Origin of the sequence: Psychroflexus planctonicus (assembly GCF_014640195.1) — a bacterium.
GTDB lineage: Bacteria > Bacteroidota > Bacteroidia > Flavobacteriales > Flavobacteriaceae > Psychroflexus > Psychroflexus planctonicus.
The window spans coordinates 1-19,261 of the sequence record NZ_BMGM01000010.1 but is presented as its reverse complement, the minus strand read 5'-3'; the positions used below and the strand labels follow the sequence as shown (position 1 = coordinate 19,261).

Here is a 19,261-nt window from a genome sequence, read left to right as displayed (position 1 = left end):
AAATTTTTTTACATGATTGATACTAAAATATTCAATAATACAAAAGATGCTTTTGTATTAAAGTCGGACTCAGACTTAAATCGTTCTTTATTTATTTTCAGATTAATGAGTATTCCTTTTTTAGTACCATTACTCACTTTTTTCACCAATTTATCTTTAAAACTTCGTTTACCAGTAGAATGGATTATTAGGAAAACCATCTTTGCTCAATTTTGTGGAGGTGAGTCTCAAAATGAATGTTTACCGCTTGTAAAATTAATGTATACTAAAAAAGTACATAGCGTTTTAGATTATTCTGTAGAAGGAAAAGATACAGAAGCAGAATTTGATAAAGCGGCTAAAAATAAAATTAACATTATTAAATTTGCTGCAAATGCAAAAGAAATTCCTTTTGCTGTGGCTAAACCAACAGGCTTAGGAAGATTTGATATCTGGGAAAAAGTAACAAGCAATAAACAGCTTTCGGTTAATGAAGAAAAAGAGTGGGAGCGTATTCAAAAGAGATTTGAAAGCGTTTGTGAAGCCGCTTACCAAAACAACACCAAACTTTTAATTGATGCTGAAGAATCTTGGATGCAAGATGCAGCAGATACATTATGCGAGCGCATGATGGAAAAGTACAATAAAGAACAGGTTATTATTTATAATACCTTACAATGCTATAGATGGGATAGACTTTCTTATGTAAAAGAAATGCATGATCGTGCAAAACAGAAAAATTATAAATTGGGTTTCAAAATTGTACGAGGAGCTTATATGGAAAAAGAAAATAGAAGAGCCAAACGCAAAGGTTATCCCACACCTATTTGTGAAAACAAAGAAGCAACAGATGTAAACTTTAATGCGGTTATGACATACAGCTTAGATAACCTAGATGACATTTGGATGTTTATTGGTACGCATAATGAAGTGAGTAGTTATATGGCATTACAGCTTATGGGGCAAAAAGAAATTGAAAGTGATGATGACCGAGTTTGGTTTGGGCAGTTGTATGGTATGAGTGACCATATTAGTTACAATATTGCAGGAGTAAATTCCAATGCTATAAAACTACTTCCATTTGGTCCTATTCGTGATGTGGTTCCTTATTTAATTAGAAGAGCAGAAGAAAACTCATCTGTGCAAGGAGAAGCTGGAAGAGAACTAGCTTTATTGAAAGAAGAGAAACAAAGACGTGAAGGACAATATGTAAAACGAGTTGAATAATGAAAAAAATTGACCTTACTACTAAGGAATACGATACATATTACGAAACTTACCTGAAAAATGTTGAAGCATCTACAGGTTTAATGCAAGGTTTTGAAGCCAGTTTAGATGCTACGCCTACTTTTTTTAAAGAAATTCCAGATACCAAGCTTTTATATGCTTATGCAGAAGGCAAATGGACGCCCAAAGAAATTTTACAACACCTAATTGATACAGAACGTATTTTTACTTACCGAGCACTTCGAATTTCTAGAAACGACACTACGGAATTACCCGGTTTTGATGAAAATGCCTATGTTCCACCTTCACAAGCAAACCAAAAACCCATACTTCAATTAGTAGAAGAATTTACAAGTTTGCGCAAAGCAAATATTGCCTTGTATAAAGGTTTTAATGCAGAAATGCTTCAACGTTTAGGAAAAGCAAGTGGCGGGCCAATTAGTGTTCGCGCAATTCCTTTTATTTTATTAGGACATGAGCTTCACCACATACATATAATCCAAGAAAGATATTTGTAAAACAGAAATCTAAAGGTTTAATGTTTAACAATGCTTTTTCAACTAGAAGAAAAATCGTTTAGTGCTGTTTTAATCCAACTGATGCTATTTCAATAAAACTAGAAAGCTTCAACCCATTGTGCATTTTGATAGAATTCTGTCAATTCGAATAAATTTCACGTTTTAAATGAGTGATTCCAAAGTATCGGGAGTATCAGGAATAAGAATTTTTGGATATGAATTGGTTTTCGACACGATTTTTTTATCAAAAAATCACTATCAATTACCTCTTTATGTAATTTGTCTGTTTTCAGCTACTATCAAAAATGGCTTTACCATTAATGAATAAGTTTGATTGAAATTTTTTCCCTATAAGGGAAATGCCGAAAGGCAAAGGGTGTTTTAGTATGTTATTTTACACCCATCTCTAACCTTCCATCAATGGAAGGGATGAAGCTGATACATTATTTTAGATAAATAAATTTGTTTTAATTGTCACTTTCCATTAAATAAAATTTCCAACCGCTCTCAAGCTGAGATTAAATTATAACTTTTTAATCACTTTTCCTCAAGTAAAATCCAATCTTCTAGAGCGTTCAATCTGTTTTAATATCAATATTGAATTGCATTTTCTTTTTATAAAGTAAAACCTGATAAGAATCATATTCGTAAGTAGAACAAGTACTACAATTCGTCTTAGATTTGTAGAATAAATACTACTTGTTATTAATTTAAAATTGTACGTCATGAAAACTATAAACAGAAACCAGATTTTTTCTTTAGTGTTCCTAAGCCTGACAATGCTTATCGGCTTTACTACTGCAAAGGCAAACCACCTAGCAACGGAAGATTATAACTACAATGTTACTTTAGAAAATGAAATATTTAATCTCGAAGAGCAAAGCGAAGCAAATTGGCAAGCCCTTGCAGTAGATCAAATTCAAGAACCAACATTAGAAGATACAAAAAAAATGAATGTACTTTTATATAGAGAAGATTCATACAACGCAGGTAGCACATCTTCAGATGCAATTGAAATTCGCTTTACAATAAATGGCTTTAATGGTTTAGACGATAGAGATGCTCCTAAAATGAATAACGTTGATGAAAATCTAGCGCGGATTCAAGATGGAGAACTTTTGGTGTTAGAAAACAGAGCTTTTCCTGAAGCAGATGAAAATTTACAATTGTTTATGAATCAATTTTCTACAACTAATTATGTTCTGAAATTTATTTTGCCAGAATTTGAAGATGTAAAATTGAAACTTGTAGACAATTATACCAATGTAAGTCATGATTTGCCAACTGGAGAAAGTACAGTTAATTTTGTCTTAGATAATTCTAACGCATCACAAGCTTACAACCGTTTTTCTCTAGTATTTGAACCAATTACGCTAAGTACTGTAAACTATGCAAACAAAGCAAAAGTTAGTCTGTATCCAAACCCAGTGAAAAGCAATTATTTTTATGTTGAAGTGCCAAGCAATTCAAACGCAGATGTACTTGTAGAAATATTTAATGCGCAAGGAAGAAAAGTGAAGACTCAAGTTTTCAAAAACCAAACATCAAATACCATTAAAGTTGACAATTTAAATCTAACCCAAGGGGTATATTATTTCAAAATTCAAGGTAAACATAATTTGAATGTAACTAAGAAGTTTATTAAGTCATAGAACCCACGCACATTTTTAATTTCAAAACCGTCTTGTAAATTCTACAAGACGGTTTTTTTAATTAGACGAACTTTTATTGGAGTTTTTTTTGTGAAATATCCCCATGTGTCTGTTAGCAAAACACTTACTAAGTCTTGAATACAAAGAATTCATTGGTGTGAAAGTGTTAAAATTTAAAAATATTCTACAATAAAGTAGAATTTATACTACTGTTTCATCTAAATTTGTAGAACAAATACTACTTAAAAGGTAATCAAAATTTAAAAGCCATGAAAGCAAATTACACAAATCAGTTTTTTACACTTGTGTTTTCAAGTATTTTAATGTTTGTTTGTAGCGCAAACTTATTGGCAAACAGCAAAGTTTCATCACTTGTAAATGAAAACAAGGCTTTAGAACTAGCAAACGCAGAGATCATTTCAGCATTAAATGCTGAAGAACTAACCTATGATTTATGGTATGGTTATGATGGAGAAAATGGTTTTACACCAAATTCAACTCAGTACATTCAAGTGGCTTCTGCTACAACTGTTACCTTAACAGGAGATTTAGAAGTAGCAGGATTACTTTTAAGTGTAGATTCAGAATTAAATTTGAATGGTTTTACACTAACTATTAACGATGACGATATTGAAACAAACGGAGGTAAGATTGTTGCTTCCGCATCAAATTCAAAAATTTTATTTTCTGGTGCAAGTCAACAAAATTTTGATGCTTCAAGTATAAAAGATAATTTATTATGGGAGTTAGGTTTAAACAACCCAAGCCAATTAAGCATTACTAATAATTTAAAAATTACCAAATTACTTAAAATAGATGCAGGTGATTTGAATGTTTCGGCAGCAAGCTTAACTTTTGCGTGTGAATTTAACACTTCATCAATTCAAACTGCACAAATTGATCAGGTGCCTGCAACCTCCGAAATTATTGGAGATGTAGACGTAGAGCAATGTTTTGAAGCAAGAAGAGCTTGGAGATTTGTAGGTTCTCCTGTAAATACAACCGGAAGCATTCATACCAACTGGCAAGAAGGAGCAACTGCTTACAGTCATGATCCAGTTCCTGGATATGGAGTTCACATTACTGGATTAGGTTTTTCTAGTATGAGCCCAACCTATGATACTACAGATGGTTTTGATTGGAATCCTTCAGGAAATTCATCAATGTTTGTTTGGAGTAAAGACAATCAATTTTGGAGTCCAATAGACAATACAAACCTCAACATACTTCAGTCTGGAGATGCGTATAGATTAATGGTAAGAGGAGATCGTACAACAGATATTACTTCTTCTTATGCGGCGCCTTCTCCTACTAAATTAAGTACTTATGGAAGCATGAGTGTAGGTACGCAAGATTTCTCTAATCAATTTTCACCTTATGCAAATCATTATGCATTTATTGCCAACCCTTATCAAGCAGTAGTAGATTTACATCAAGTTTACCAAGATGCTACAAATATCTCTGAAATTGTAATGATTTGGGACCCATGGTTAGGCGGTGTTCCAGAGCCAGGTCAGCCAGGTGGAAGAGGTGCGTGGATAACCTACAATCTTTCAAGTGGAGTAGATTCGAATTCTGATTCAGAATTCGATGGTTTTCTACAGCCTTATCAAGCAGTGGTTTTCCAAACTAAAAATAACGGAGCGGTAAGTCTTCAATTTAAAGAAGAACACAAAGCAATAAACCAAACAACTTTGCAAACTTTTTCTGTTGAAGAAAACGAAAACAAAACATTGCAAGTTCAATTGTATACACAAGAAGCATTTAATGCAAACAGCACATCTTCAGATGCATTTGTAATTCACTTTACAGATGATGGATACAACGGAATAGACTACAGAGATGCTCCTAAAATGGATAATGTAGACGAAAATTTTGCAAGATTTCATAATGGAGATTTACTAGTTGTAGAAAATAGAGCCTATCCTGTGGCAGATGAAAACTTAGGTTTATTTATAAATCAATTTTCTTGTGATGATTACACCGTAAAATTGAATGTGCCTGAATTTGAAGATGTAGAAATGAAATTGGTTGATTACTACACAGGCATCACTCATGATTTAGACGAAGGAATTAATTTAGTGAATTTTTCAGTTGATGCTTCCAATGCATCTAGAGCTTACAATCGTTTTTCATTAAGCTTCGAACAAATTACTTTAAACACATCCACTTTTGAAGATGAAAATGCAATTACTCTGTACCCAAATCCAGTACAATCAGATTACCTATATGTAGAACTTCCGCAAAATTTAAATGGTGATATTTCAGTTGAAATATTTGATGTGCAAGGAAGAAAAGTAAATGCGAAGATTTACGAAAATCAAAATTCAAGCTCATTAAAAATTGAAAATTTAAACTTGAATAGTGGAGTTTATTTTCTTAAAGTTAAAGATCAGCAAAAATTAAATACTACGGTTAAGTTTATAAAAAGTTAATTTTTTTGGCGAAATAAGTTTTGAATAATGCCGGTTACAATAAAAATTTATTTTGGCTTTAGGTCTACAAAATCTATACGTATCTATACATAAGATGCTTTTATTATTTATCATTCATTTAATCTTTTTAATACAAAATAAACCTAATTTATGATACTTCTTTGTATTGATATTTTAATGTAAGTTGAAGATAATCAAAATTGTAGATAATTAAAATTGTAGAAAAACACTTACAGCTAATCTGTTTTAATCATGATAATTAATATTAGTTTTGTAAATAATATTTTTATAATTCATTATGAAACGTTTAGTATTAGTTGTAATCATGCTTATGGTGTCTTTAGGATACGCACAAGAAGTAGAAACCATTACAACACCAGGCACAGGAACTTTTACGGTACCTTCAGGTGTTTCAGAAATTACAGTAGAAACCTGGGGCGGCGGTGGCCGTGGAGGTGATGCAAGCTGTTGTGGAACTGAAGCATCTGGCGGCGGCGGCGGCGGCGCTTATTCTCGCCAAACAATTAGCGTTTCTCCAGGTCAAATAATCAGCTATACCGTTGGTGCTGGCTCAACAAGTACGGCTTCTGGAGGAACTTCAGAAGCTAGCACAAATTCAAGTGTTTTTGTGCGCGCAGTCGGTGGTAGTTCAGTAGGTGATAATTCATCTCCTGGGGGTTCTGGTGGATTAGCTTCATCAGGTATAGGCGCAGTTCGTTTCAGCGGAGGTAATGGAGCAAGTGAATCATCAGATAATTCAGGTGGTGGCGGTTCATCGGCTGGAACTTCTTCAAATGGTAATAATGCAATTGGATCAACTGGGGCTTCAGCTCCTGCCGGAGGCGGTATCGGAGGTAATGGTCTTACTTCTGGGTCTGGAAGTGGTAGTGCTGGTCAAGCTCCTGGTGGCGGTGGCGGTGGCTCAAGAAGAGTTTCTTTTGGTGGCTCTCCCGATGGTGGAGCTGGTGGTAATGGACGTATAGTAATCTCTTATACTCAATTAACAAATAGCGGGCAAGATGGCGCTCTAGAATTTGCCCAAGGCGATGGTAATCCAACTGGTAATGGCCCAATACAGTCAACTTCAATCCGGTTTAGAAATAACCAAGATAACCCAGCGGCTAATACGTTTTCAACTTATACACCGGAATTAAATGTTGATTTTACACTGACTAATCATCAATATAATTTCTCTGGATTTGCTGCTTCTGCAACAGGTGCTTTTGGTTATGCTAATGCTGCCAACCCTGTATTTGAAAATATGAATATCATTGGTGGCGGTATAAATGCATATTTCACATCTTATAATTCGGTTTCTGGTTCAGGAATTGATGTAACTCAAAATCAAGGTGTTGAATTACAAGCCATATCATCAACTTTAAATGGTGTCGTAGCGACATCAAGTCGTGAACAAATGTATGATATTGAAATCAACTTTGATCGCCCTGTTGATAATCCTATTCTTCATATTGCAGGTTTAGGAGGTTCAGCAGGCGGTACTAATTTTTCAGTAGAATTTGACGTAGTGAATACCAATACTAGCGTAACACTTGATCGCTTATCCGGAACAGTACCCTTTGAAGTAGTTGGTAATCAAATTAATCACTCCGACGCTAGTCCTGGCGCAACAGGTGCAACGGCTGGCTCGGGTTCTGTTCGCTTAAATGGTGAAGGCTTAACGAGTTTAACTTTAAGAACTTATTTACGCGGTGATGGCGCTGGTAATTGGTCTACAAACACAACTGATCCTGCAGGTGATGGCTTTTATATTGGGTTTTCAGTTGGCGAGTCTAATTTAGAAATTTCTTCATCAGTGAGTAACACTACGCCTGACCCAGATGATAATGTTACCTTTACATTTACAGCTGAAAATTTAGGGACATCTAATACAACTGGTGTTGATATTGATGCACTTTTACCTGATGGTTATAGCTTTGTGAGTGCCAGCCCGAGTGTTGGGTCTTATGATTCTGGTACGGGTTTATGGACACTTGGTGATTTAGACTTCGGCGATAGTGAAACGCTTGAAGTTGTCGCTACGGTAAATGCCACTGGCGATCATGTTTACTCAGCTACCATTGATGGTGATTTAAGAGATCCAGATTTAAGTAATAATAATACTTCTATATTTGTTGCACCTCAAGTGGACACCGATGGTGATGGTGTTTTAGATGTAGACGACCTTGATGATGATAATGATGGTATTTTAGATACAGATGAAGTAGCTAATGATACATTTAACATATCTGAAGGGGATAGCTTTACATTTGATAATATACCTAATATTGGTACTGACGGTGGGCAATTAGTTTTAGATTTTACTAGTCTCGACAATTCATTTAACTTAACTTTTAATGGCCAAAGTTTAAACCCATCCGATCCAGAATTTGAATATTCTACAAGTGCTGTACCAGTAGATTCTAATTTTATGCGTTTTCTTTCTGATGATTGTCGTTATGAAGAATGTGGGATTGCAAGTGTTTGGACATTTACAGCAGAGCCTGTCGTTCGTGTTATTATTGATGGCAACGGTAATGTTAGCTTTTTTGGTAGACGTTCTGCAACATCACCATTAGAGCCTATGTACCCAGAATTAGGTGTTGATAATGTTACTTGGACTTCAAATAATACAATCGTTATTGGTCAATCAATAGTTGGTCCTACTAATGCATCCGGAACTTTAAATTATACAGTTGATACGGACGGTGATGGTATACCTGATAATCTAGATTTAGATTCGGATGGAGATGGTTGTAGCGATGCTAATGAATATTACGAGAGTAATACTGCTGATGGTGGAGACGATGGCGTCTTTGGGTTAGGTACACCAAGTGTAGATTCAGACGGTTTAGTTATTGCCGCTGGTTATGATGGTACAAATCTTTCATCAGTAACTGATGATACGGTGGTTAGAGGTTGTGATTTTATTCAAGATGTTGCAGGAGACTGGTCTACGGCTTCAAACTGGAATTTTGACATCGTGCCGACCTTAGATAATAATGCTATAATCCGTGCTAACTCTACAGTTAGCACTAATCAAGCCATAAATAATCTAGAAGTTGACCCTACTTACACAGTGAGTATAAACAACGGCAATACAGTAAATATCAAAGGAGATCTGACCAACAACGGAGATTTTGAAGGAGATGGTGTTGTTGTATTTGATGGTGCTGTTGCTCAAAACATATTTGGTGATGGAACTTATGCAGGTACTTTTACAAATATCGAACTTGACAATTCTTCAGGATTAACACTCCAAGACGACATTATAATAACTAGTTCTTTGAATGTTGAAGTAGGAGATTTTGTGTCAAACGGAAGAGCTACATTTTTCTGTGATTTTTCAGGAACAAATCCAAAAACAGCCATGATAGATGAATTAGCATCAGGAGCAAGAGTTGTTGGAGATGTTACTACACAACAATGTTTTCCAGGTCGTCGTGCTTTCCGTTTTGTTACTTCAAGCGTAAACACAACGGGTCCTATACGAGAATATTGGCAAGAAGATGCAAGTGCTTGGAATGATAATCCTGTTCCTGGTTATGGTACACATATTACTGGTTTGGGTGTAGAAAATGAAACCCCAACAAACGATGGCTTAAACGGGTTTGATTGGCAACCTTCTGGAAATCCATCCTTATTTGAGTTTGATAATTCTACAGGTACTTGGTCACCTATAGATAATACAGACGTAAATACTTTAGAAGCTGGAAAACCTTATCGAATTATGATTCGTGGTTCTCGGGATGTAGATATTCAATTTAATGCATCTGCATCAAGTAATACGATATTAAGAGGAACTGGCCTCATCGAGAGAGGTCCTGTTACTTTTAATGATGCTGGATTTGGGCAAAACTTTGATGATGTGATTTTTATAGGAAATCCATTTCAAGCTATTGTAGACTTAGAATTGGTACTAGCCAATTCATCAAATATACGCTCGTTTGTGCAGGTTTGGGATCCAAAATTAGGAGGAGTTGAAAACGATGGATTTTTAGGTGGTCGAGGCGCATTTACCAATATAGATTTAAATGAACCAAATTTAGAAGACCAAAGTTCCAATCCTGATAGCGATGCAAATAAATATTTGCAAGCTTACCAAGGAATTTACTTTTTTGCAGATGGCAACGGACAGCCATCAATTGTTTTTAATGAATCTGATAAGCGAATACAAGAAGATCAAACCACCATATTTAGTCAGCCAGCTTCGAGCCAGCAGATGCTTATTAAATTGTTCGATCAAAATTCGTATAATTCAGGAAGTACTTCTAGAGATGCAATCATTATCAAATTTTCTGAATATTACAACAATGCTTTTGAAGTTGAAGATGCACCTAAAATGGAAAATGCAGATGAAAATCTAGCTCGCTTTATAGCTGGAGATCTAAGTTCTTACGAAAAAAGAAATCTACCACAAGAAGGAGAAGTCTTGCCTTTATTTGTGAATAAATACCGTATGACAGATTATGTATTTACTTTAGACTTGGAAGGTTTTGATGCAAATACTAATGTATTTTTAAAAGATAATTATACCGATGAGTTACATGTATTAGATGCAGGTCAAAATGAAGTTTACTTCACAGTAAATAGCAGTGTAAATGCCTCAGTAGCTTTTAATCGGTTTTCAATAGTATTTGAGAATGAAACTTTAAATACGGAAGTTGTAGAAAAGAACACTTTACAAGTATACCCTAATCCTGTAGAAAGTACTTTAAATGTTGTTATACCAAATGTTGCAAATCAGAAAACAAGCATTCAAATATTTGATATGCTAGGTAAACAAGTTTACAGTAAAACCCTTGAAGTAGATGGTTCAGGAAGAATGCAAATTAATAACTTTAATCTAAACCAAGGAGCTTATTTACTTAAAGTGTTAGATGCAAATGGAAATGAATATTCGCATAAAATACTTAAGAAGTAATCTAAATATTTTAAAATAAAAAAGGGAAAGCACTAGATGCTTTCCCTTTTTTTGTAGCGTGAGCCAGAATTGAACTGGCGACCTCCGGGTTATGAATCCGACGCTCTAACCAACTGAGCTATCACGCCATTTTTGAGTTTGCAAATATACAATCTTAAGTCTTTAAAACAACATACATTTTAATTTTTTCGAACTAAAAAATTAATGCTTCGAGAATTATTTTTTATATTGCTCAATTATATATAACAATTATAAATAAAGATAATGAGTGAAAAAGTAAAATACGAGATGGAATTTCCCATTCAGGTGTCGCCATCGCTTCTATATCAATATATTTCTACACCTTCAGGCCTTAGCGAATGGTTTGCAGATAATGTAAACTCAAGAGGAGAGTTATTTACTTTTATATGGGAAGGCAGTGAAGAACAAGCCAAATTGGTTACTAAAAAATCTGACGAAAAAATAAAACTTAAGTGGGTAGAAGATGAAGATCCATCTGCTTATTTTCAAATGCGCATTCAAGTTGATGAAATTACCAAGGATGTTTCGCTCATGATAACCGATTTTGCCTACGATGATGAGATTGACGAAGGTAAAATGCTATGGGAAAACATGATTTCAGAGTTAAAACAAATTTTAGGATCAGCATAAAAATAATTACATGATTCACCTAAACGGCGAACTAGTAGAAGAAAAATCTGCTAAACTTAGTATTTTAAATCGCGGATTTCAATATGGAGATGCTTTGTTTGAAAGTATTCGGGTAATTAATAACCAAATAATGTTTTGGGAAACCCACTACTTTAGACTTATGTCTTCAATGCGAATCCTAAGAATGGAAATACCAGATTTTTTTTCGCCAGAAAAATTAGCCGAACTAATTCACGATGTAGTTGAAGCTAACAACTACCTATCTCAAGCTGTAAAAGTTAAGATAAATGTATATCGTGATGGCAAAGGTTTGTATTTGCCAGACTCTAAACATGTTGGTTATATAATAAGCGCATCTCCAATTTCATCGCCGTTCTTTATTAAAAGTAATTCGTATTGCGAAGTGGAGTTGTTTAAAGACCATTACTTAAATAGTGGATTATTATCTACGCTAAAAACCAATAATAAGCTTACTCAAATTCTAGCTAGCATTTTTGCTAAAGAAAATGGATACGATAACTGCTTGATGTTGAACGAAAATAAATCTGTAGTTGAAGCCACTAATGGAAACTTGTTTCTATTGAAAAATAACAAACTAAAGACTCCGCCTTTATCGGACGGTTGTTTAAATGGAATTATTAGAAAACAATTGGTTGAAATTGTAGGTGAGCTTGATGAGTATGAAATTGAAGAAGCTTCAATTTCTCCTTTTGAGCTTCAAAAAGCAGATGAATTATTTTATACCAATGCTATACAAGGAATAGTATCAATTAACAAATACAGAAAAAAAGAATTCAATACTGAATTTTCAACTCAATTAATAGGTAAATTAAATGCTAGAGCGAGACTTTCAGATTAGCTGATTAATTGTAGCTTGGGTTTTCTGGAGCATTTTGCCAAATTAAATATTCACCTCCAATTTTTTGAATTTCATTTTTCCAATAAATAGAATCTTTAGCGATAATAACTTGGTTGTAATTTACGTCTTCAGCCACTAACCAAGCCTCAGATTTAAGCTCATCTTCAAGTTGTTTTGCATCCCAACCAGAATATCCTAAAAAGAATTTAATTTCGTGTTCGCTTATTTTATACTCATTTATTAATTCTACAATGGCTTCAAATGAGCCTCCCCAGTAAATTCCATTCGAAATCTCTACGCTACCTGGAATTAAATCAGGTACTTTATGAATAAAGTACAAATTGTCTTGTTCTACTGGTCCGCCGTTATATAATTTAAATTTTGTTTTTACATCTGGCACCAATTCGTCTAGCGTAACGTTTAAAAGCTTGTTTAAAATAAAGCCAACTGAACCTGTTTCGGTATGATGCGATAATAGTATTACAGATCTATTGAAAGATAAATCACCTATAATAGATGGCTCTGCTACAAGTAAGCTACCTTTTTGTGGATTTAATTCTTTCATAACATATTTTATTTATATAAAAATAAATTGAAATTTTTAATTACACAAACTACTTTATATAAAAAAAAGACCTAATTAAAGGTCTTTTTAAGTTTAGTATGTAAACAAAAATTAGTTTACTGCTTTCTGTAATTCTGATCCAGCTTTGAATTTCACTACATTTTTAGCAGCAATCTTGATAGTTTTTCCAGTTTGTGGGTTTCTTCCTTCTCTAGCTGCTCTTTTAGAAACAGACCAAGAACCGAATCCTACTAAAGAAACACGCTCTTCTTTTTTCAAGGCTCCTTCTACATTGTTTAAGAAAGATTCTAATGCTTTTTTTGCTGCTGCTTTTGAGATGCCAGCATCTTCTGCCATTGCATCAATTAAGTTTGTTTTGTTCATGATTAAATTTAAATTATGGTTAAACGTAAATATTGTTTACAAATTTATACGGAATTCCTTACCATACAAGGCATGAGCACTAATTTACCCGATATTGTTAATAAATCGCCTTAATTGTTAATAACTTTTGACTTGTAAAAGTTTCTTTGTATGAAGTGCCGATTTTACTCGAACCTAGCAGTTTCATTTAAACTAAAGCCATTTAAAAAGTCTATAATTTTCATTTTCCTTTTTCCTTCTGTTTTTAATTCTTCAACATAAAGAATACCATCCTGCGTAAAAATTCCTAATTTCCGTTTATCAAAAAGTACTTGCCCTGGTGTTTTGTTGTGTTCAGTAATCTCAAAGGTGGAACTAAATATCTTTACGTTAATTTCTTCTTCGTCTAGGACTAATTTTGTCCATGCAACGGGAAAAGGATTTAAACCGCGTATTAAATTATATGTGTGTTTACTTTTGTTATTCCACTCAATTCTGGTGTTTTCTTTGGTGAGTTTTGGAGCTGCTGGAATAGTTTTGTTTGGATCAAGCTTCTGGGGTTTTGTTTCAATATGAGTACCTTTTTCTTGTATAAGATCGAGCGTTTCAACAACCAATTCTGCACCTAAATTCATGAGTCTTTTATATAAATCACCTACATTTTCTGTGTGGTTAATGCTGGTTTTTCTATTCAAAATAATATGCCCAGTATCTATTTTTTCATCTATAAAAAATGAAGTTACACCTGTTTCAGATTCACCATTAATAATAGACCAATGAATAGGTGCAGCTCCTCGGTACTTAGGTAATAATGATGCATGTAAATTGAAAGTTCCATATTTTGGGAAATTCCACACTTCTTTTGGTAACATTCTAAAAGCAACAACAACAATTACATCAGGATTCATTTGTTTCAATTGATGTTGAAATTCTTCTGATTTTAAATTGGTTGGTTGGTAAACAGGTAAATTGTTTTTCATGGCGAATTTTTTTACATCAGATTCTTGTAGCTTTCTGCCACGTCCAGCGGGTTTGTCTACAGCTGTAACCACACCTACTATTTCATGATTAGTTTCTGTTATTTTTGACAAGCTGCCTACAGCAAATTCTGGTGTTCCCATAAAACAAACACGTAATCTTTTTTCCATTATTTTGTTAATTTATAAGTGTTTTTTAAACTCAGTTTAATTTTTTGTTGTGCTAAGAGTTTTTTTAATGTTGCTATAATTTCAGTTTTAGAAAATATACCAAATTCAATTAGTTTTCTAGCATCTAGTTCGTTTTCAGAAAGTTTTTCTAATATAAATTCAGAAACTTCAACATATTCTATTTTATGGTTTTGTTTGTCTTCTTCGCCTAAACAAACCGAACAAATACCACAATCTTCCAATTTTTCTTCTCCAAAATACTGCATTAACTGTCTGCTTTTACAAACATCTTTATTTCTAACAAACTCAACAACTGCTTTTGCTTTTTCATATTTATGTAGCTTGTATTTTTTAATGTATTTGGCGTGCATTAAAACACTTCTTTCATTCTCTTTTGGTACAAGAAAAGTGATGCTTAAATCATGCATGTATATTTCAGCATTAATGTATGCTTGTTTTTCTAGAAGATGAATGCTTTTGAGCAAGTCTTCTTTTGAAACCTTAGCCAAATGAGAAATTAAATTAAAATCTATATTTACTTTATTATCAAACAAGCCACCATAGGTTCTTAAAATAGTTTGAATAGCATTCGCATAAGAAGGATGATGATCTAAAAAATTGAAAAGTTGATTCTGATTGCAAATAAACTGAATAGAAGTTTGTTTGTTTGATGATTTGTTGAGACTTAGAATGCTTAATCTTTCTAATAATTCTAAGGTTTGGTAAACTAAATGGGTATTAAAATTATACTTCTTACAGAATGAAAATAAGTCAAAATCATAGGTTTCATTTTCACCTTCGCCATAGGCTATTTTGAAAAATGCTGTTAACTTTTTATAAATTTCAATAACTTCATTTAACTCTGGAATTACATCAATAAATTGTTGTTTTAACCTTTTAAAGTCGCTTTCATTATACAGTATAGTTGCTGTTGAAGCTAAACCGTCACGGCCACACCTTCCTACTTCTTGAAAATAACTTTCAAGATTTTCGGGTAGATGAAAATGAATTACTTGTCTAACATTTGCTTTGTCAATTCCCATTCCAAATGCACTTGTAGCTACAACAGTTTGAACACTTTCATCAAGCCATTTCTCTAAAACTTTCTTTCTTTCTTTATGTTCCATACCACCATTGTAAGAAAGTGATGGTATTTTATTTTGATTTAAAAACGAACTCAATTCTTTGGTAGCAGATCTGCTGCGGACATAAATTATAGAAGTTTCTTTTTTTTGCTGAAGCTTTTGTAATAACTCGTAGCGTTTGTCAAATGCAAATTTTACTTTTAGAGCAATATTGGCTCTTTTGAAGCTTTTTTTTACCACTTTAGGATTGTCTAACTCTAAAAGTTCTAGAATATCTTTCTGAACTTCTTCAGTGGCTGTTGCTGTTAATGCAATTGTATTTGTTTTGGGTTTCAACTCTTTTAGAACGGTTAATTTTCTAAAAGCCGGTCTAAAATCATGTCCCCATTGAGAAATACAATGTGCTTCATCTATGGCAAATAAATTCACATTCATTTGCTTAATTCGTTCTTGTACAAGCTCTTGTTGAAGCCGCTCTGGAGATATGTAAAGAAACTTTATCTTTCCGTAAATACAGTTGTCAAGAATTCTGTTTACATCCCTATAATTCATTCCGCCTTTAAGATAAGTTGCTGCAATTCCTCGATCATTTAAATTTTGAACTTGATCTTGCATGAGTGCAACCAAAGGAGAAATAACAATGCAAATACCATCTTTGCATAATGCTGGAATCTGAAAACAAATTGATTTTCCGCCCCCAGTAGGCAAAAAACCACAGACATTGTCGCCGTTTAAAACATGCTTAATTAAAACATCTTGCGGATGGCGAAATGAAGTATATCCCCAATATTTTTCTAAAATTTGGAGAGGTGTTTTCATCAGTCTTGATGTTTTAAGATGAAGTCTGCTCGTTCTTGAATGCTAACTTTAGGTACACTAATTAAATCATAACCCAAGTCAGTATATGTTTTCTGAAGATGAAAATCTATTTCTTTGGCTTCGTCTAAGTTTTCATAACGCTCATTGTCACTTATAAAAATCTCTTCCCACATAGGAAAATAAAAGACTTTATTGTAAATGTATTTCTTGTTAGCTTGGCTGAACTCAGCTGGGTAGTTTTGGTTAGAATAATTCAAATAAGCTGAAACGTCTGGAATTCCACGATCTATATAAACTACATTTTCATTTATTAGATTTGCATCGTGAAATTGTTTTATCCTGCCTTCCAACAAAGCTTTGCTAAATGCAAGTGGATCTGTAAGGTAAAGTTGGTCAACTCCTTTTTCTTTTGCAGCTAAAGTAATTTCTCTTGCTATTTCAGGAAAACAACAGTAACCTAAGCTAGACAAATAATTTAAAGTTGTACTTTTACCAGTTCCAGGACCGCCTATTAACAAATGCTTTTGGATTTTCTGTATCATTAAGTGGTAAGTTTGAGTATATTTTATCTAAAACAATAAGTATATTTGCAAAAAAACAGATATATGCCACAAAAAAATGATGCTGAATTTTATGCTAATTTAGAAAATAAACTAGCTAAAACATCCAATTGGCCATCGGCATATTTATATAAATTTATTGTTCCAACTTCAGATGCAAAGATAGAGAAGCTAGTTGAAATATTTGACAACTTGGGAGCGGTAATAAAAACCAAAAAATCATCTAAGGGTAAATTTACCAGTGTATCTATTCATTTGAAAATGAAAAACCCACAAGATGTAATTTCAAAATATAAAGAAGTAGGCGAAAAAATTGAAGGAGTTATTTCTCTTTAATTGCTTATTTTGCAACTCTAAAATAAATACTTTGATAGAAGATTTAGAATACAATTCAGGAAGAACACAGTTAAGAATGCCAGAATATGGCAGAAATGTTCAAAAAATGGTGGAGCATGCCTTAACTGTTGAAGATAAAAATGAACGAAACCAGATTGCTCAGAACATCATTACTGTAATGGGAAATATGTCACCACATTTAAGAGATGTTGCAGATTTTCAGCATAAATTATGGGATCAATTATTTATAATCAGCGATTTTGAGTTAGATGTAGATGCTCCGTTTCCCAAACCAACAAGAGAACTTTTGTTTGAAAGACCTGAGCCATTAAATTATCCGCAAAATCACCCTAAATATCGTTTTTATGGAAACAATATTCAATTGATGATTGATGAAGCTATTGCTATGGATGAAGGTGACTTGAAGGAAGCTCTAATTCTGAACATAGCCAACCATATGAAGAAATGTTACCTCAATTGGAACAAAGATTCAGTTAAAGATGAAGTGATTTTTCAACATCTAAACGAATTAAGTAATGGCAAAATCAAACTTAAAACGGAAGAAGAAGCATTAAAACAAGCTTCAGATCTAGTAAAGAAGAAGCCTAGAAATGTTGTAAAAAAAGGAGTTAAAAGCAGCAATAAAAATAATCGAAAAAAACGAATTCGTTAATGGGAACTTTTCAAATAGAAGGTGGTCATCAGCTAAAAGGTGAAATTAAACCACAAGGAGCAAAAAATGAAACTTTACAAATTCTTTGTGCCGTTTTATTAACACCAGAAAAAGTAGTTATCAATAATATTCCAGATATCAGAGATGTAAATAAGTTAATTGAAATTCTCGGTAATCTTGGTGTTAAGATACAAAAATTAGGAAATGGTAGTTATTCCTTTAAAAGCGATGAACTTAATTTAGATTATTTAGAAAGTGAGCTATTTAAAGAAGAAGGGAGTAGTTTACGTGGTTCAATTATGATTGTTGGTCCACTTTTAGGAAGATTTGGAAAGGGGTATATTCCAAGACCCGGAGGAGATAAAATAGGAAGAAGAAGACTAGACACCCATTTTGAAGGTTTTATTAAATTGGGGGCGAAATTTCGTTACAATAAAGAAGAGCGTTTTTATGGTGTTGAAGCTCCTGATGGCTTACAAGGAACTTACATGCTTCTAGAAGAAGCTTCTGTTACAGGAACAGCAAACATTTTAATGGCCGCAGTTTTAGCAAATGGAAAAACAACAATTTACAATGCAGCATGCGAACCTTATTTGCAACAACTTTGTAAGATGTTAGTTAGCATGGGAGCCAAAATTGAAGGTATTGGCTCTAATTTATTACATATAGATGGTGTTGATTCGCTAAAAGGTTGTGAACATACTGTTCTGCCAGATATGGTCGAGATAGGTTCATGGATTGGTCTTGCTGCTATGACCAAAAGTGATATAACAATCAAAAATGTTAGCTGGGATAATTTAGGCTTAATTCCTGCTACATTCAAAAAACTAGGTATTACTGTAGAAAGACGTAATGATGATTTATATATTCCAGCTCATGAAAATGGTTATGAAGTAGCTAGTTTTATAGATGGATCAATAATGAATATTAGTGATGCTCCTTGGCCAGGTTTTACACCAGATTTATTGAGTATAATTTTAGTAGTCGCTACTCAGGCTAGAGGAAGTGTGCTTATACATCAAAAAATGTTTGAAAGTCGATTGTTTTTTGTAGATAAACTAATCGACATGGGAGCAAAGATTATTCTTTGTGATCCACACAGAGCAACTGTTATTGGACATGATTTTCAATCTAAATTGAAAGCTACTACCATGACAAGTCCAGATATTAGAGCTGGAATTTCATTATTGATTGCAGCACTTTCTGCAAAAGGAACTTCTACTATTCATAACATAGAACAAATCGATAGAGGTTATGAAAATATCGATGAGCGATTAAAAAATATCGGAGCAAAGATTACTCGTGTTGCTTAAATGCTTGTTATGAGAGTGTTATGATGGTGTAAAAATTCCCTCAATTATTTCCTTAAAAACATTTGTTTTGTATTGCAAAAAGGTTGTATTTTTGCGCCCCGCAAGTTCGCTATGATGTTTGGTTTTGGTAATGTAGAGTGTTTTGTAAAAATATTTA

The 19,261-nt window shown here is 33.4% G+C and carries 15 protein-coding genes and 1 tRNA gene; 10 read left to right on the top strand and 6 right to left on the bottom strand.

Annotated features, from left to right (window positions below):
* Nucleotides 1-12 precede the first annotated feature (12 nt).
* From IEV72_RS10920 to IEV72_RS10900, 5 genes are all read left to right on the top strand, one after another.
* Nucleotides 13-1,206: a proline dehydrogenase family protein gene (locus tag IEV72_RS10920; protein WP_188459153.1), complete on the top strand. Its 1,194-nt coding sequence runs from the start codon at nt 13-15 to the stop codon at nt 1,204-1,206.
* Nucleotides 1,206-1,724 (top strand): DinB family protein, encoded by a 519-nt coding sequence (locus IEV72_RS10915; protein WP_188459152.1) that lies wholly within the window; start codon nt 1,206-1,208, stop codon nt 1,722-1,724. The genes IEV72_RS10920 and IEV72_RS10915 overlap by 1 nt, the downstream gene beginning before the upstream one ends.
* A 725-nt stretch (nt 1,725-2,449) precedes the next feature.
* The gene (locus IEV72_RS10910; protein WP_188459151.1) at nt 2,450-3,376 is read left to right on the top strand and encodes a T9SS type A sorting domain-containing protein; all 927 of its coding nucleotides are present in this window, start codon (nt 2,450-2,452) and stop codon (nt 3,374-3,376) included.
* 269 nt (nt 3,377-3,645) lie between these two features.
* Nucleotides 3,646-5,811 carry a T9SS type A sorting domain-containing protein gene (locus IEV72_RS10905; RefSeq protein ID WP_188459150.1) on the top strand — a complete coding sequence of 722 codons (2,166 nt, stop codon included), beginning with the start codon at nt 3,646-3,648 and terminating at the stop codon, nt 5,809-5,811.
* A 298-nt stretch (nt 5,812-6,109) separates the two neighbouring features.
* A complete protein-coding gene (locus IEV72_RS10900; protein ID WP_188459149.1) occupies nt 6,110-10,732 on the top strand; it encodes a T9SS type A sorting domain-containing protein in 4,623 nt (1,540 codons plus the stop codon).
* A gap of 54 nt (nt 10,733-10,786) precedes the next feature.
* On the opposite strand, the gene IEV72_RS10895 is transcribed toward IEV72_RS10900, so the two are convergent.
* Nucleotides 10,787-10,860, bottom strand: a tRNA-Met gene (locus tag IEV72_RS10895).
* Between the two features lie 136 nt (nt 10,861-10,996).
* Here IEV72_RS10895 and IEV72_RS10890 point away from each other — a divergent pair.
* Nucleotides 10,997-11,383 (top strand): START-like domain-containing protein, encoded by a 387-nt coding sequence (locus IEV72_RS10890; RefSeq protein ID WP_188459148.1) that lies wholly within the window; start codon nt 10,997-10,999, stop codon nt 11,381-11,383.
* Nucleotides 11,384-11,393: 10 nt separating this feature from the next.
* A complete protein-coding gene (locus IEV72_RS10885) occupies nt 11,394-12,242 on the top strand; it encodes an aminotransferase class IV (RefSeq protein WP_188459147.1) in 849 nt (282 codons plus the stop codon).
* Between the two features lie 4 nt (nt 12,243-12,246).
* Here IEV72_RS10885 and IEV72_RS10880 read toward each other — a convergent pair whose 3' ends face one another.
* From IEV72_RS10880 to IEV72_RS10860, 5 genes are all read right to left on the bottom strand, one after another.
* Nucleotides 12,247-12,807, bottom strand: coding sequence for a YqgE/AlgH family protein (locus IEV72_RS10880; protein ID WP_188459146.1), 561 nt, complete (start codon nt 12,805-12,807; stop codon nt 12,247-12,249).
* A gap of 111 nt (nt 12,808-12,918) precedes the next feature.
* Entirely contained in the window at nt 12,919-13,191 is a 273-nt protein-coding gene (locus IEV72_RS10875) for an HU family DNA-binding protein (RefSeq protein WP_188459145.1), read from the bottom strand.
* A 164-nt stretch (nt 13,192-13,355) separates the two neighbouring features.
* The gene (fmt, locus tag IEV72_RS10870) at nt 13,356-14,318 is read right to left on the bottom strand and encodes a methionyl-tRNA formyltransferase (RefSeq protein WP_188459144.1); all 963 of its coding nucleotides are present in this window, start codon (nt 14,316-14,318) and stop codon (nt 13,356-13,358) included.
* A complete protein-coding gene (locus IEV72_RS10865) occupies nt 14,318-16,222 on the bottom strand; it encodes a RecQ family ATP-dependent DNA helicase (RefSeq protein WP_229731893.1) in 1,905 nt (634 codons plus the stop codon). The genes fmt and IEV72_RS10865 overlap by 1 nt, the downstream gene beginning before the upstream one ends.
* Entirely contained in the window at nt 16,222-16,764 is a 543-nt protein-coding gene (locus IEV72_RS10860; RefSeq protein ID WP_188459143.1) for an AAA family ATPase, read from the bottom strand. Before IEV72_RS10860 ends, IEV72_RS10865 begins: the two co-directional genes overlap by 1 nt.
* A gap of 63 nt (nt 16,765-16,827) precedes the next feature.
* Here IEV72_RS10860 and IEV72_RS10855 point away from each other — a divergent pair, with 63 nt between their 5' ends.
* From IEV72_RS10855 to murA, 3 genes are read left to right on the top strand one after another with little or no spacing between them, the layout of a single operon-like run.
* The gene (locus IEV72_RS10855) at nt 16,828-17,118 is read left to right on the top strand and encodes a DUF493 family protein (RefSeq protein ID WP_188459142.1); all 291 of its coding nucleotides are present in this window, start codon (nt 16,828-16,830) and stop codon (nt 17,116-17,118) included.
* Nucleotides 17,119-17,149: 31 nt separating this feature from the next.
* Complete coding sequence (locus IEV72_RS10850; RefSeq protein ID WP_188459141.1) at nt 17,150-17,791, top strand: DUF4290 domain-containing protein; 642 nt, start codon at nt 17,150-17,152, stop codon at nt 17,789-17,791.
* Nucleotides 17,791-19,104 (top strand): UDP-N-acetylglucosamine 1-carboxyvinyltransferase, encoded by a 1,314-nt coding sequence (gene murA, locus IEV72_RS10845; protein ID WP_188459140.1) that lies wholly within the window; start codon nt 17,791-17,793, stop codon nt 19,102-19,104. Before IEV72_RS10850 ends, murA begins: the two co-directional genes overlap by 1 nt.
* The last annotated feature ends 157 nt before the right edge of the window (nt 19,105-19,261 follow it).

Excerpts from the sequence above, each read along its gene's own strand:
- IEV72_RS10915 (WP_188459152.1), top strand. The coding sequence starts at position 1,206 with ATGAAAAAAATTGACCTTACTACTAAGGAATACGATACATATTACGAA.
- IEV72_RS10910 (WP_188459151.1), top strand. The coding sequence starts at position 2,450 with ATGAAAACTATAAACAGAAACCAGATTTTTTCTTTAGTGTTCCTAAGC.
- IEV72_RS10860 (WP_188459143.1), bottom strand. The coding sequence starts at position 16,764 with ATGATACAGAAAATCCAAAAGCATTTGTTAATAGGCGGTCCTGGAACT.
- IEV72_RS10875 (WP_188459145.1), bottom strand. The coding sequence starts at position 13,191 with ATGAACAAAACAAACTTAATTGATGCAATGGCAGAAGATGCTGGCATC.
- IEV72_RS10855 (WP_188459142.1), top strand. The coding sequence starts at position 16,828 with ATGCCACAAAAAAATGATGCTGAATTTTATGCTAATTTAGAAAATAAA.
- fmt (WP_188459144.1), bottom strand. The coding sequence starts at position 14,318 with ATGGAAAAAAGATTACGTGTTTGTTTTATGGGAACACCAGAATTTGCT.
- IEV72_RS10900 (WP_188459149.1), top strand. The coding sequence starts at position 6,110 with ATGAAACGTTTAGTATTAGTTGTAATCATGCTTATGGTGTCTTTAGGA.
- IEV72_RS10865 (WP_229731893.1), bottom strand. The coding sequence starts at position 16,222 with ATGAAAACACCTCTCCAAATTTTAGAAAAATATTGGGGATATACTTCA.
- IEV72_RS10890 (WP_188459148.1), top strand. The coding sequence starts at position 10,997 with ATGAGTGAAAAAGTAAAATACGAGATGGAATTTCCCATTCAGGTGTCG.
- IEV72_RS10920 (WP_188459153.1), top strand. The coding sequence starts at position 13 with ATGATTGATACTAAAATATTCAATAATACAAAAGATGCTTTTGTATTA.
- IEV72_RS10880 (WP_188459146.1), bottom strand. The coding sequence starts at position 12,807 with ATGAAAGAATTAAATCCACAAAAAGGTAGCTTACTTGTAGCAGAGCCA.
- IEV72_RS10905 (WP_188459150.1), top strand. The coding sequence starts at position 3,646 with ATGAAAGCAAATTACACAAATCAGTTTTTTACACTTGTGTTTTCAAGT.
- murA (WP_188459140.1), top strand. The coding sequence starts at position 17,791 with ATGGGAACTTTTCAAATAGAAGGTGGTCATCAGCTAAAAGGTGAAATT.
- IEV72_RS10885 (WP_188459147.1), top strand. The coding sequence starts at position 11,394 with ATGATTCACCTAAACGGCGAACTAGTAGAAGAAAAATCTGCTAAACTT.